Here is a 15,568-nt window from a genome sequence, read left to right on the forward strand (position 1 = left end):
CAAATCCAAGAGGACAGGAAAGGAGCATTTCCGTGAAGCGTATGACCAAAAAAGAAGCGCGTGAAATTATCGCCAAACTGCGCGAAGCACACCCCGATGCGAAGGGGGAGCTTGTGGCGGAGAACCCCTTTCAGCTTTTGATCGCAACGATGCTCAGCGCGCAAACCACAGATAAGCAGGTTAATCGCGTGACCCCCGCCTTATTTGCGGCGTATCCGACACCAGAAGCTCTGTCGAAAGCAGAACCGTCCGATGTCGAGGAGTATATTCATTCCATCGGCTTTTTTCGGACGAAAGCAAAGAACATCATTCGCACCGCTGCCTTGCTGGTGGAGGAATTCGACAGTACGGTTCCGCACGAGATTCCTCTTTTGATGTCGCTTCCCGGTGTGGGCAAAAAAACCGCCAACGTTGTGGCATCCAATGCTTTCGGTGTCCCGGCCATTGCGGTGGACACCCATGTCTTTCGTGTATCCAACCGTCTCGGTCTTTCCAAATCCAAGGATGTTTCTGCCTGCGAAGCGGATCTTGAGCGTCTTCTTGACCGGGAGGTCTGGTCGGAAGCGCATCATCTGCTGATTTTTCAGGGACGCTATGTGTGCAAAGCACGACGGCCGGAATGCGACCGTTGCAATCTTCGTGAGCATTGCCGCTTCTATGAGGCTTCGTCATGCGCGTCGTAATCGTCGGGGGCGGAGCGGCCGGCGTTTGTGCGGCCGGTTTTTTGCGCCGTCCGAATCTGTATGGGGCGCCTTCGACAATGGAGGTTTTGTTGCTGGAAAAGGGGGATGCTCCCTTACGCAAACTTCGCGCTACAGGAAACGGCCGTTGCAATTTTACCAACACGCACGTCTCTCCCGACCACTACACGGGCGGAACCGCGGATCAGACCGTTCCCGCGCTTTCACGTTTCACCTTTCGTGAAGCGGTGGACTTTTTTTCGCTTCTTGGGATACCGCATACCACTCTGGAAAGTGGGATGACCTATCCGGCGACGTTACGCGCCGATACGGTGGCCGATCGCCTGATGGAATGGATAAAGGATGCCGGCGTTTCGGTACGAACCGGCTGTTCCGTGGAGACGCTGACGCGACAGGAGAAGTGTTTTGTGCTGACGCTTACTTCCGGGGAAAAGATCATGGCGGATGTCGTCCTTCTCGCTACCGGCGGAAGTTATGGGATCGGAAAAAAAGAGTGGTCAAACGGTTACACGTTGGCGAAAAACCTCGGTCATCGCCTGACGCGCCTGCATCCCGGAATTGTACCGCTTGCGGTTCAGGAAACTGCATGTACGGCAGCGCTTTTCGGCATCAAGCTTAAGGCCCAGATCACCGCGCAGACAACCTGTATAACGGATGATGTGCTTTTTACGACCTATGGCCTTTCCGGGACGGGGATTTTGCGTGTGTCCAATTGCGTGTTGGACGCCCTAAACGATGGGTATGCGCCGTCTTCACGTCGTGAGAAATCAAACAACGATCGCAATACCGTTAAACTGCTTCTGAATCTTCTTCCCGATCGCCGGGAAGAGGAATGGCTCGCGTATCTTCATGGCCTGGCTGCGCGCTTTCCGATATGGCCGGTGAAGGCGTTGTTCAGCGGTATCTTGCCGGCAAAAATCGTTGATCAGCTGCTTTTGGAATGCGGCATGAATGAGAAAAGCGAAGCAAGCGAGGAGAATTGGACGCGCGTTTTGCGCCGAGCTTCGGCATGGCCTTTTACAATTATCGGTGCACATAAGAATGATCACGGCCAGGTCACTTGCGGCGGTGTAGATACGGCACAGTGGAACAGCCGAACGATGGAATCCTTATGCTGTCCGGGTCTTTATCTGATTGGCGAAGTGCTTGACATTCAGGGTGAGTGCGGAGGCTATAACCTGCACTGGGCTTGGGCAAGCGCTCGGGCTGCAGCGGAGGCACTGGAGAAAAGCGCCCGATGAAAGTCGGGTTGTGTATAATGGGAAGAACGGAATTAGAAAAAGAGTATTTTTAAAGAAACAAACGTGTTCAACGTAGGGATGGTTGAGCGCGAGGGGAAGAAGGGAGAACGCATGGCATTTAAGAGCTTACCGGAAAAGGTATGTGAGGGAGAAGTCGCACGAAGCAAGGTCTGGAAAGAGCTGGATCTTCTGCATCGTTCGGTGGAAGAGCGCGAAGGATGTGAAAAATTTATATTCTTCGACGGGCCGCCGACGGCGAATGGACGACCGGGCATTCATCATGTTATTTCCCGTACCTTAAAGGATATGACCAACCGCTATAAGACCATGGAAGGCTATCAGGTTCGTCGAAAAGCGGGCTGGGATACGCATGGCTTGCCGGTGGAAATTGAAGTCGAAAAAGCCCTCGGCTTTCATCAAAAGAGCGAAATTGAAGCCTACGGTGTGGAAGCCTTCAACAAAAAGTGCCGTGAATCCGTATTCCGCTATCGCGACCTTTGGACGGAAATGTCCGAACGGATGGCGTTTTTAGCTGATATGGAGCATCCCTATATTACGCTGGACAACGATTATATCGAGACCATATGGCATTTGCTGAACAATTTTCATGAACGCGGCTTGGTCTATAAGGGGGCAAAAATTTTGCCCTATTGCCCGCGTTGCGGGACAGGGCTTGCTTCCCATGAAGTGGCGCAAGGCTATCGCGAAGACGAGGTCACCACGGTATATGCGAAATTCCCGGTAAAAGGCAAAGAAAACGAGTATTTCCTCGCCTGGACGACGACCCCATGGACCCTTCCCTCCAACGTCGCTCTCACGGTGCATCCCGACGTGGAATATGTCAAAGTACGCCAGGGCGAGGAGATTTACTATCTCGCCAAGGAGTTGATGGACAGCGTCCTGAAAAAAGAATTCGGCCCCGTGGAAGTCTTGGAAACCATGAAGGGCAAGGATCTGGAGCATCGGGAATACGAGCAGCTTTTGCCCTTTATTCACGTTACCGGAAACGCATTTTTTGTGACGCTTGCCGATTATGTCACTACGACGGACGGTACCGGCATCGTTCATACGGCGCCGGCTTTCGGTGAAGACGATAATCAGACCGGAAGACGTTATGATTTGGCGTATGTGAATCCCGTCAATGAGCAGGGGAAGTTTGCGGAAGGCCCATATGAGGGAACTTTCGTCATGGATGCCGATCCGGAAATTATTCAGTATCTTCGTGAGCACGGCAAACTCTATGCAAAACAGAAAATTACACATAATTATCCGCATTGCTGGCGCTGCGGAACACCCCTCATTTACTATTCCAAACCGTCCTGGTACATCAATGTCACCAAGTTCAAAGAGAAGATGGTGGAAGAAAACAGCAAAGTGCAATGGTATCCTGATTATGTCGGGGAGAAGCGCTTCGGAAACTGGCTGGAGAATCTGAACGACTGGGCGCTCTCGCGCAGCCGTTATTGGGGAACACCGCTGAATATCTGGGTTTGCGAAGACTGCGGGCATCAGCATTCCATCGGCTCCCGCAAACAGTTGGCGGAAGAAGCACGCGAAGATATTGACGAAACGATTGAACTGCACCGTCCGTATGTGGATAACGTGACATTGACGTGTCCGGAATGCGGCGGAATCATGCGCCGTGAAGAGGACGTTATCGACGTTTGGTTCGATTCCGGCGCCATGCCTTTTGCTCAGCGTCATTATCCGTTTGAACATAAGGACGATTTTGAAACGGAATATTTCCCGGCGGATTTTATCAGTGAAGGCATTGACCAGACGCGCGGTTGGTTTTACTCCCTGATGGCGATTTCCGTGTTATATACCGGACGTTCGCCGTATCGTCGTGTGCTCGTCAATGATCTGATTCTGGACAAAAACGGACAGAAGATGTCCAAATCCAAAGGCAACACGCTGGATCCCTTTGCTCTTTTTGACGAATATGGCGCAGATGCGGTGCGTTTTTACTCGCTTTACGTCTCACCACCGTGGCTTCCGACGCGTTTTGACGTGACGGGATTAAAAGAAGTGCAGTCAAAATTCTTCCGTACCATCAAGAACGTGTATGCCATGTTCGCTCTGTACGCGAATACGAATGAATGGGATCCGCGCACATTTGATTGTCCGGTGGAGGAGCGCCCCGAGATTGACCGCTGGCTGCTCTCCCGTTTCCATTCGCTGGTGCGTCAGTATCATCGCGATATGGATCGCTTCGACTACAATCGTGTGGTTCATGCGCTTTCCGATTTTGTCGTGGAAGATCTTTCCAACTGGTATATTCGCCGTAACCGTCACCGCTTCTGGTCTTCGGAAGCTACGCCGGAGAATCTGGCGGTGTTCCGCACAACCTGGGAAGTGCTTTACGGCCTTTCCAAGCTTATTGCGCCGGTGACGCCGTTCCTCGCGGATGAACTGTATCAAGCACTGACGCAGGGCGAAGAGATGGATTCCGTACATCTGGAACATCAGGTACAGGCGGACGACACGGTCATTGATGAAACGCTGGAAAAGAAAATGGATCTGGTTCGTCGTCTGGTCAACCTGGGACGTGCCGCGCGTGAAGATGCCGGCATTAAAGTGCGGCAACCGCTTTCGGCCATTCTTGTGGATCGGTCGCTGAAGAGCGTCGTGGACGATCTGGATGAGCTCATCGAAGAGGAACTCAACGTCAAGGAAGTCATCTACTCCGAAGATTTGGATCGGTTCATGGAGGTTTCGCTCAAACCCAATTTCAAGGTGGCAGGAAAAGTGCTTGGGCCGGATATGAAGGCATTTGCCAAATATCTCGCACAGGCCGCCGCGCGCAAATTTTTGACCAAACTCAAGAGCGGATCCACCACGTTATCGCTCAACGGCCATGACGTTACCATTACGGAAGATCATGTTCTGGTGAACTATAAGGCAAAAGAAGGGTTCGACGTAACCTCCGATCACGATACCTTTGTCGTACTCGAAACATCGTTGACCCCGGAACTCATCGCTGAAGGCTATGTGCGCGAGTTTATCTCCAAGGTGCAGCAGATGCGTAAAAAGAACGGGTACGAAGTGGCCGATCGCATTACCATTCGCTACCGGGCGGAAGACGAAATCGCTTCGGCTTTGAAAAACGCTGCAGAGCAGATTCAGCAGGAAACGTTGGCGACGTCGTTTACCCGGGTAGAGGAAATGACGGGAGAGACCGTAGATATTAACGGCCATGACGTGGTGCTCTTTTTGGAAAAGTGAGTAACGCAAGAGGATTCCCATTTTTGTAAACGGTCTAATGAATATCGGCAAGGCATTGCACGAGAATGTCTTGCCGATATTTTTATTTTTTAGCTATGATGAAGAAAAGATTGGAAACACATAGCCACGCATCCGGGCGTATCACTTGACAAAGAAGGAATAACCGTGTATTCTAATCATGATCTTTAATTTTCTACTCGTTTTTTCGAGTTTACCCCCGGCGTGTCTTGACAGGGGTTCTTTTGTTGTGCTAAAATTTGAAGCTGTCTCATAGTATGAGTTTTTGGATCCGGTTTTTTTCGTTTTGCGGTAAAGAAGGGGTGTTTATGCATAATCATACTCAATTGTATGGTCGCACGGTGCGTCAGAGTTTTTCGCGCATTCCGCAGGTTTTGGATTTCCCGAACCTGTTGGCGATTCAGAAAAACAGTTTCGAATGGTTTATGAAGGAAGGCTTGCGCGAGGTTTTAGAAGATGTATCGCCAATTCGCGATTACGCGGGCAAGCTGGTGTTGGATTTTGTTGATTATTATTTTGACGAGGAAGCCGAATATTCTGTAGAAGAGTGCAAAGAGCGTGATGTCAACTATGCACGCAAACTCAAGGTGAAAGTTCGCCTCATTAAGATTGATGAAGGCGAAATTATGGATGTCAAGGAGCAGGAAGTGTTCCTTGGCGATATTCCGATGATGACCAACTCCGGGACCTTCATTATTAACGGTGCTGAACGCGTTATCGTTTCGCAGCTCATCCGTTCACCGGGCGTGTATTACGCCAAGGATTTCGACAAATCCGGCAATGTTATGGTGTCTTCGACGGTTATTCCGAATCGCGGCGCCTGGCTGGAATACGACAACGACGCCCACGGTGTCGTCAACATCCGCATAGACCGCACCCGTAAATTGCCGGCAACCACGCTCATTCGTGCGCTTCTTTTTGAGACGGACGAAGAGATGCGTGAAGTGCTTGGCGACAGCGATGCGTTGCGCCTGACCCTGGAAAAAGAAATTTCCCGTACACGTGAAGACGCTCTTATTGAGATTTACCGCAAGTTGAAGCCGGGCGACCTTGCCTCGGTGGAATCCGCTGAACCGCTCATCCATAATCTGTTTTTTGATCCCCGCCGCTACGATCTGGCCAAGGTGGGGCGTTATACCTTCAATAAAAAGCTCACCGTTGCAAACCGTATCGTGGATCATGTGTTGGCGGCGGATGCTGTCAGTGAAGACGGTGAAATCATCGCCTCCAAAGGGCAGGCTGTCGATGAAGATCTGGCGCGCGCTATCGAATACGCCGGAATCAACATCGTCGATATTTATGCCAATGCCGAACAGGAAGAGACCGTGCGCGTAGTCGGCAACCATTTTGTCAGCCATGAAGCCTTTGAAGATCAGTTGGAAGGCGTCGATTTTCGTGCGCTGGGCTTTACCGAAAAATTGTATTGGCCGGCTATGCAGGATGTGTTGGCTGAATTTGAAGCCCATCCCGATGAATATGACACCGTCGAGAAGAAGGCGGCATACCTCAAAAAACAACGTCAGGAAATCAGCCCGCGTCACATCACGACGGCAGATATCCTGGCGACCTTCAGCTACCAGCTCAACCTTTACAGCGGCGTAGGAAATGTTGACGACATCGATCATTTGGGCAACCGCCGTGTGCGCTGTGTCGGTGAATTGTTGCAGAATCAGTTCCGCATCGGCCTTTCCCGTATGGAACGCGTCGTGAAGGAACGTATGACGACGGGAGATCCCGACCTGGCGACACCGCAGAGCTTGCTGAACGTTCGACCGGTAACGGCGGCAATTAAAGAGTTCTTCGGCTCATCCCAGCTGTCACAGTTCATGGACCAAACCAACCCCATGTCCGAACTGACCCATAAACGCCGTCTGTCGGCACTCGGACCGGGCGGCCTTTCTCGTGACCGTGCCGGCGCGGAAGTGCGCGACGTTCACGACTCCCATTATGGCCGCATTTGCCCGATTGAGACGCCGGAAGGCCCGAACATCGGTTTGATTACGTCCCTTACGACGTACGGACGCATCAATGAATACGGCTTTATTGAAACACCGTATCGCAAGGTGGAACGCGGCACAGGACGGGTAACCGATGAAATCGCCTATCTGACCGCTGACCAGGAAGACCATTACATCAAGGCGCAGGCCAACGAGCCGCTGGATGAAAACGGCTACTTTGTCAATGAACGTGTTTCCGGGCGCGGTCTTAACGCGGTCAACGATATCTATCCGCGTGAAATCGTGCAATTCATGGACGTTTCGCCGCAGCAGATTGTTTCCGTAGGTGCGGCTATGATTCCGTTCCTTGAAAACGATGACGCGACGCGCGCCCTCATGGGCACGAATATGCAGCGTCAGGCGGTGCCGCTGATCAAGACGGAAGCGCCTATGATCGGTACCGGCATCGAGCACAAAGCGGCGCTGGACAGCGGTGTCGTCATTACGGCGAGCGAGTCGGGCGTCGTCACCAAAGTGGATGCCGATCATATTGTCATCCGCGGAGACGAATCCGGCGAAGAGAAGAGCTATACAGTCTTTAAATTCCGTCGTGCCAACCAGGGCACGTGCTTTAACCAGCGCCCCATCGTCGATGAAGGGGACAGGGTGGAAAAAGGCGAAATCATCGCCGACGGTCCGTCCACGGAAGAAGGCGAAATCGCTCTTGGCAAGAATATTTTGATCGCCTTCATGACCTGGGAAGGATATAACTACGAAGACGCCATGCTCATCAACGAGGAGCTGGTGATTAACGATACGCTGACCTCCGTACACATTGAAGAGCACAGCTGCGAAGCGCGTGAGACCAAACTGGGACCGGAGGATATTACCCGCGATATTCCCAATGTCGGCGAGGATATGCGCCGCAACTTGGATGAAGACGGTATTATTCGCATTGGTGCCGAGGTGGTGGCCGGCGACATTCTGGTCGGCAAGGTCACGCCCAAGGGCGAGACCGAGCTTTCGCCGGAAGAGCGCTTGTTGCGCGCCATCTTCGGCGAGAAAGCGCGCGAAGTGCGTGATGCTTCGCTCAAGGTACCGCATGGCGAGACGGGCATCGTTGTGGACGTAAAAAAATATTCCCGTGCGAACGGCGATGATTTGTCTCCCGGTCTGAACGAGGTGGTACGCGTCTATATCGCAACCAAGCGCAAGATCATGGTCGGCGATAAGATGTGCGGACGCCACGGCAACAAGGGCGTTGTTTCCCGCATCCTGCCGGTGGAAGATATGCCGTTCCTGCCGGACGGCACACCGATTCAGATCTGCCTCAACCCGCTGGGTATTCCTTCTCGTATGAACCTGGGTCAGGTTCTGGAAGTGCATCTCGGTCTGGCATCCAAGAAACTGGGCTGGAAAGTTGCTACGCCGGTCTTCGACGGTGCATCCGATAAAGACATTGAAGAAGCGCTGACCAAGGCAGGCTATCCGATCAACGGTAAGTTGCAGCTTCGTGATGGCCGTACCGGCGAACCGTTCAACAACCCGGTGACGGTCGGCTACATGTACATTCTCAAATTGCATCACATGGTCGAAGAAAAGATTCACGCCCGTTCGACCGGTCCGTACTCGCTGGTCACGCAGCAGCCGCTCGGTGGCAAGGCACAATTCGGCGGACAGCGTTTCGGTGAAATGGAAGTCTGGGCACTGGAAGCCTACGGCGCGTCGCACACGCTTCAGGAGATGCTGACGGTGAAGTCCGACGACGTCACCGGCCGTGTGCGTACGTACGAAGCGATTGTCAAGGGCGAAAACATCCCGACGCCGGGCATTCCGGAGAGCTTCAAGGTGCTGATTAAAGAACTGCAGTCGTTGGCGCTGGATATCAAGCTGCTGGATGAGGAAGGAGAAGAAGTAACCCTTCTCAACGACATCAACGACGTCACCCGCTTCTCGCAAATTGATGATCTGGATGAACGACAGAATGAGGAAGTGCCGCGTTCCTTCCTGCACCGTGCAGAGGAGAACGATATGCTTACGGACGACGATGAGGAATATGAGTTGGATGAAGAAGATGTCGAGGACGACGAGGATGCATTCAACGCGCTCGGCTTTTCCATTCAGGACGCGGATGAGGATGAGGAATAGAGGAGGCCATCAACATGAAACAAACCAATGCATTTGATGCAATTAAAATTCAGATCGCCTCTCCCGAGAAAATTCGTTCCTGGTCCCATGGAGAGGTCAAAAAGCCGGAAACGATCAACTATCGTACGTTGAAGCCGGAAAAAGACGGCCTGTTCTGTGAAAAGATTTTCGGGCCGACGAAGGATTGGGAATGTAACTGCGGAAAATATAAACGCATCCGTTTTAAGGGCGTGATCTGTGAAAAATGCGGCGTGGAAGTCACGAAATCCAAAGTGCGCCGTGAACGCATGGGACACATTGAACTGGCCACGCCGGTTTCACACATCTGGTATTTTAAGGGCATTCCTTCGCGTATGGGGCTGCTTCTGGACATGAGCCCGAAGGCGTTGGAACTGGTACTCTATTTTGCCAACTATGTCGTGCTCGATCCGGGTGAAGCTGAAGGGGATCTGTATAAAAAACAATTGCTCAGCGAAGATGAATACAATCGCTATTATGAGCAATACGGCGACGGTTTTGTCGCCAAAATGGGCGCCGAGGCGATACAGCAGCTGCTGCGCGAGGTTGATCTCGAAGAGGAACAGCGTCAATTGACCCAGGAGTTGGAAGAGGCCACCGGACAGAAACGTGTGCGCTCATTGCGTCGCCTGGAAGTTGTCGAAGCATTTCTGCGCTCCGGCAATCGTCCGGAATGGATGTGCCTGACCGTGCTTCCCGTCATGCCGCCGGATCTGCGCCCGATGGTACAGCTGGAAGGTGGACGTTTTGCCACCTCGGATCTTAACGACCTTTATCGCCGTGTCATCAACCGCAACAACCGCTTAAAACGCCTGTTGGACATCGGCGCGCCGAGCATCATCGTGCGCAATGAAAAGCGTATGCTGCAGGAGGCGGTAGACGCTTTAATCGACAACGGTCGTCGTGGAAAAGCGGTGACCGGCGCATCCAACCGTCCGCTGAAGAGCCTTTCCGATCTCTTAAAAGGAAAGACCGGCCGCTTCCGTCAGAACTTGCTCGGTAAGCGTGTCGACTATTCCGGTCGTTCGGTTATCGTTGTCGGTCCGAATTTGAAGTTCTACCAGTGCGGTGTCCCGAAAGACATGGCGCTGGAGCTGTTCAAGCCCTTCGTCATGCGTGAACTGGTGGCGCAGGAGCTGGCACATAACATTAAAAATGCCAAAAAGATGGTCGAGCGCAAAGATGAGAACGTGTGGGGACCGCTGGAAAAGGTCATCAAAGATCATCCGGTCCTTCTGAACCGCGCGCCGACTTTGCACCGCTTGGGCATTCAGGCCTTTGAGCCGGTTTTGGTCGAAGGGAAAGCCATCAAGCTTCACCCGCTGGCTTGTACCGCATACAATGCTGACTTCGACGGCGACCAGATGGCCATTCACGTGCCGCTGTCTTCCGAGGCACAGACTGAAGCGCGTCTGCTCATGATGTCGACGAACAACATCCTGGCGCCGAAAGACGGCAAGCCGATTACCACGCCGACGCAGGATATGGTTTTGGGTTCCTACTATCTGACTGCCGAACCGAGCAGCAAAGAGCCGGTAGCCTATTATGAAGATCTTGATGAAATGAATAAGGCGTTGGCCAATCATTACGTCACGCTGCATTCGCCGGTTGCGGTTAAGCTTCGCCTGAACGACGAAGATCATGGTCGAGCAGTGGTTTCCACCGTCGGCCGCTTCATCTTCAATGAAGGTATTCCGCAGGATCTGGGTTATGTCAACCGCAAGGAAGATCCCTACGGACTGGAAGTCGATATGCTCGTCGACAAAAAGATGTTGACCGATATTCTGGATCGCTGCTACCGCAAGCACGGCAATATCCGCACGTCCCGCCTTCTGGACTACATCAAGTCCACGGGATATCGTTACTCCACCATCGGTGCGTTGACGGTTTCGATGAACGACGTGCACATTCCGGAGGAGAAGAAGGACATCCTCGATCAGGCGGTGAAGGACGTGGAAAGTTATGACCGCATGGCACGCCGCGGTTTGATTTCCGAAAATGAACGCTACGAATTTGTCATCAATACCTGGACAAAGGCCACGGATGATGTCGAAAAAGCCATCACGAAAACGCTGGATCCGAAAAACTCCATCGCCATCATGGCAAACTCCGGCGCCCGCGGTTCCATGAAGCAGATTCGTCAGCTGGCCGGTATGCGCGGTTTGATGCAGACAGCCACTGGAAAAACCATTGAAATTCCGGTTCGTGCGAACTTCCGTGAAGGCCTTTCGGTGCAGGAATTCTTTATCTCCACACACGGCTCTCGTAAAGGTCTTTCCGATACGGCGTTGCGTACGGCGGACTCCGGTTATCTGACACGTCGTCTCGTGGATGTGTCGCAGGATGTCATCGTCACAGAAGAGGATTGCGGAACGGATCGTTTCATTACCGTTTCGGATATTCGTGAGGGCAACGAAAAGATCGAATCGCTTAAAAACCGCATCATCGGCCGCACGAGCTTCGAAGATGTTTTGCATCCCACAACGGGCGAGCTGCTGGTGCGCCATAACGAAGTGATCACCGAAACCATGGCGGATGCGCTGGTAGATGCCGGCATTCAGGAAGTCAAGGTGCGTTCGGTATTGCAGTGTGATGCGGTACACGGCGTTTGCGCCAAGTGCTATGGTCGCAACCTGGCTACCGGAAAGACAGTAGATATCGGAGAAGCGGTCGGCATTATCGCCGCACAGTCCATCGGTGAGCCGGGTACGCAGTTGACTATGCGTACCTTCCACTCGGGCGGTGTTGCCGGTACCGGGATTACCCAAGGTCTTCCACGTGTTGAGGAACTTTTTGAAGCGCGTAAGCCGAAGGGACTTGCGACCATCACCAAAAACGGCGGTACGGTCTCCATTCAGGATAACAAGAAACGTCAGGATGTCGTGGTGACATCCGAAGACGGACATCAGGAAACCTATGCGATTCCGTTTGGCACGACCATTGTGGTGCATGACGGCGACGTCATCGAGAAGGGCGCCCGCCTAACGGAAGGCTCTCTCAATCCGCATGATATTCTGGAGATCCTCGGTGTGAAGGCGGTACAGGACTATATCACGCGTGAAGTGCAGAAGGTCTACCGTATTCAAGGTGTTGACATTGATGACCGTCATATCGAGATCATCATTAAGCAGATGCTTCAGCGTGTGCGCGTGACCGATTCCGGCGATTCCCATTTCTTACCGGGACAAATGGTCAATCAGCGTCTCGTCGTCATCGAAAATGAGAAGCTGGAAGCACAGGGCAAGACGCCGGCATCCTTCGAGTACGAGATTTTGGGTATCACGAAGGCCTCCATCGCGTCGGATTCGTTCCTCAGTGCTGCTTCGTTCCAAGAAACGACGCGCGTGCTCACCGATGCTTCCATCAAGGGCAAAGTCGACGATCTGCGCGGCCTTAAAGAAAATATCATTATCGGCCAACTCATTCCGGCCGGTACGGGCATGAAATCCTACCGCCAGAGCGGCATCACGTACGACGGTATGGAAGAAGATCTGGATCGTATCGCCGGCTTAAAAGCGCATAAGAATGACCTTTTTGACGATGATCGTTCACTTTCCATCGACGATGAGGAAGAGAGCGAGGACACGGATGCGCCGGAAACCGTTGCAACGGCCGAGCATGAAGACGATGCAGACGTTGCCGGCTCAGCGGACGAAGCGGAGGTCGACACGGTAACGGATGCTGAGAAGTAACAGCAATCGAATGAACGGTAAAGTAAAAGAGAAAAAAGGGGAGACGGAAACGTCTCCTCTTTTTTGCTTTGCACTCCGAACCGACGTTCTGGCGGTCATCACTTGTATGAAGTCGAACACTTGTCTGGCGATTAATGGTCGGGCAAAATAAAGTCAGACTTTAGTATTTACGAAAACTACGGTATGTTTTGGCTAACGGGATCGCAGAAGTTTCGCATGATGCGCGACGTGTCTGAATCCTTGGCAGGACGAATTGCTATTTTTGACCTCTCCGGTTTTTCATCTGCAGAGTTGGATGGCCGACCTGCGGGTCCGTTTCGCCCGGATTTATCCCTCCTTCGTGAACGCCTAAAGACCGGAAAAAAGAAAACGGTACAGGACATTTATGCGCAAATTTTTCGCGGAGGAATGCCGAAGTTGTGCACGACAAGGATGGATCGCGATCGATATTATATGGACTATGTCAACACGTATCTGGATCGGGATATCCATGACTTGGCTCAAGTGGGCAAGCTTCGAGAATTTAATGATTTTTTAGTCTATATGGCGGCGCGAACGAGTCAACCCGTCAAATATAGCGAGATCGCTAAGGCGATCGGCGTATCACAACCGACGGCAAAGACTTGGGTTTCCCTTCTTGAAAGTTCCGGCATTCTGTATATCCTGCGTCCTTATTTTTCGAACGTCAGCAAACGTCTGGTCAAGACGCCAAAAGCCTATTTTATGGATACCGGTTTAGCTGCCTATCTTTGCCGTTGGCCGGATGCGGAGACCTTAGAACATGGTGCCATGGACGGCGCTTTTTTGGAAACCTATGTGGTTTCCGAAATCGTGAAAAGCTATTGGAACGCAGGAAAGTCGACGGATTTTTACTATTATCGCGATGTAGATCAGAAAGAAATTGATCTTCTTTTTGTGGAAGGCGACACGCTGACTCCGGTGGAAATCAAGAAGAGCAAAGAACCGGCCCACCCAGATAAGAATTTTAACGTGCTGAATAAGCTGAAGAAAAAGGTACAGCCTGCCATTGTCCTTTGCTTGAGCGATGAGATGATTCCTTATCAGCGAAATACCTGGTATTACCCAATTTGGGGCTTATAAAGATGCGCCCGCTGTTCGAAAATATTTTTCAAAATTCTAGCGATAACCGGATTGTGACAAAAAACGTATTATGCACAAACGGCAAAAATGCGAGAGAAAGCCTTGCATTTTCTTCCGTTTTCCGCTATGGTTAGAAAAACGAATGGAGAGGGAGCAGGATGCAAAAGACGATGGACAATCGGAATTTGATGAGCAATGCGCAACAGGCTCTTTCTGCCCAAACGGCTCTCTCTGTTTTCGCGTCGGACTTTACCTACTTTTACTTTACCTATTTTTGCGTGCGGTAACGTCCGAGGAAGAGTGGTCGACAAAAGCGGCTCGGTCTTCGGACGAGCCGCTTTTTTGGTTCGTAGGGACCGAAAATGCGCTTTGTCCGGACCAAAAGGAAATTGGTTCGTCTGCGCCGGGAAATGCACAAGGATGACGCAGGGAGACGGAAAGGGAAGAAAATGAAAAAGCGATTTTGGATGTTCAGCTTTCTTTTGGCACTAGCGCTTGTATTCAGTGCCTGTGCCAAGACAAACGACAAACCGGCAACCTCTGGGGATAGCGGAATGCAAAGCGAAGCGCAGACAACCTCGAAAGAGGGGAAAACCTATCACATCGGAATTGTCCAGCTGACGCAACATCCTGCTTTGGACAGTGCGACGCGCGGTTTTCAGGAAGAACTGAAAGAGGAATTCGGTGATGCGGTGACCTTTGATGTCAAAAACGCTTCCGGCGAAGTGGCCAATGTCACCACCATTGTCAACGGCTTTGTGGCGGCGAATCCCGACCTGATTCTGGCGAATGCCACCGCTCCGTTGCAGGCTGCGGCATCCGCAACATCGACCATTCCCATTTTAGGCACATCCGTAACGGATTATGCGACGGCATTGGAGTTAAAGGATTTTAACGGAACGATCGGTACGAACGTCTCCGGCACGTCCGATTTGGCGCCGCTGGATCAACAGGCGGAAGTGCTGCACGAATGGTTTCCGAACGCGAAAACGGTGGGCATCATCTATTCGACCTCCGAAGCGAACAGCGTCTTCCAGGTGCAGGAGATGACCAAGCGTTTAAGCGCGATGGGATATACAGTAAAGCCCTTTTCCTTTACCGATTCGAACGACTTGCCGGCAGTCGTAACTCAGGCGGTAGCCGAGAGCGATGTGCTCTATGAACCGACAGATAACGTCGCCAGTTCCAACGCCGAGGCCATTGCCAACATCGTATTGCCGGCAAAATGTCCGGTCATCACGGGTGAGGCGGAGCCGGCGCGTGTCTTTGGGGTAGCGACGGTTTCCATCGATTATGAAGAGCTCGGTCGGGCAACCGGCAAAATGGCGGCGGCCATTCTTCGTGGAGAGAAGAACGTTCAGGACATGCCGATTGAGTATGCTCCTTCGGCGAAAAAGATGGTTAATCGTAAGAATGCCGAGGCTCTCGGACTGACGATTCCGGAAGGGTACGAAGAGCTGCCGGAGCCAAAGGCGCAATAGAACGTT

General features: G+C 52.1%; 7 protein-coding genes. All 7 read left to right on the forward strand.

Features of this window, described 5'->3' with window-relative positions:
* The first annotated feature begins 41 nt into the window (after positions 1-41).
* Entirely contained in the window at positions 42-683 is a 642-nt protein-coding gene (nth, locus tag BN3910_RS00860; protein WP_066923680.1) for an endonuclease III, read from the forward strand.
* A complete protein-coding gene (locus BN3910_RS00865) occupies positions 671-1,942 on the forward strand; it encodes a BaiN/RdsA family NAD(P)/FAD-dependent oxidoreductase (RefSeq protein ID WP_066923307.1) in 1,272 nt (423 codons plus the stop codon). Before nth ends, BN3910_RS00865 begins: the two co-directional genes overlap by 13 nt.
* A gap of 111 nt (positions 1,943-2,053) precedes the next feature.
* Positions 2,054-5,167: an isoleucine--tRNA ligase gene (ileS, locus tag BN3910_RS00870; RefSeq protein WP_066923682.1), complete on the forward strand. Its 3,114-nt coding sequence runs from the start codon at positions 2,054-2,056 to the stop codon at positions 5,165-5,167.
* 326 nt (positions 5,168-5,493) lie between these two features.
* Positions 5,494-9,270: a DNA-directed RNA polymerase subunit beta gene (gene rpoB / locus BN3910_RS00875; RefSeq protein ID WP_066923310.1), complete on the forward strand. Its 3,777-nt coding sequence runs from the start codon at positions 5,494-5,496 to the stop codon at positions 9,268-9,270.
* A gap of 14 nt (positions 9,271-9,284) precedes the next feature.
* On the forward strand, positions 9,285-12,980 hold the full coding sequence (gene rpoC / locus BN3910_RS00880; RefSeq protein ID WP_066923314.1) for a DNA-directed RNA polymerase subunit beta': 3,696 nt from the start codon (positions 9,285-9,287) through the stop codon (positions 12,978-12,980).
* Between the two features lie 216 nt (positions 12,981-13,196).
* A complete protein-coding gene (locus BN3910_RS00885) occupies positions 13,197-14,081 on the forward strand; it encodes an ATP-binding protein (RefSeq protein WP_066923318.1) in 885 nt (294 codons plus the stop codon).
* Positions 14,082-14,530: 449 nt separating this feature from the next.
* Positions 14,531-15,562 (forward strand): ABC transporter substrate-binding protein, encoded by a 1,032-nt coding sequence (locus BN3910_RS00895; protein WP_066923324.1) that lies wholly within the window; start codon positions 14,531-14,533, stop codon positions 15,560-15,562.
* Positions 15,563-15,568 lie beyond the last annotated feature (6 nt).

The organism is Murdochiella massiliensis (genome assembly GCF_900059565.1).
GTDB lineage: Bacteria > Bacillota > Clostridia > Tissierellales > Peptoniphilaceae > Murdochiella > Murdochiella massiliensis.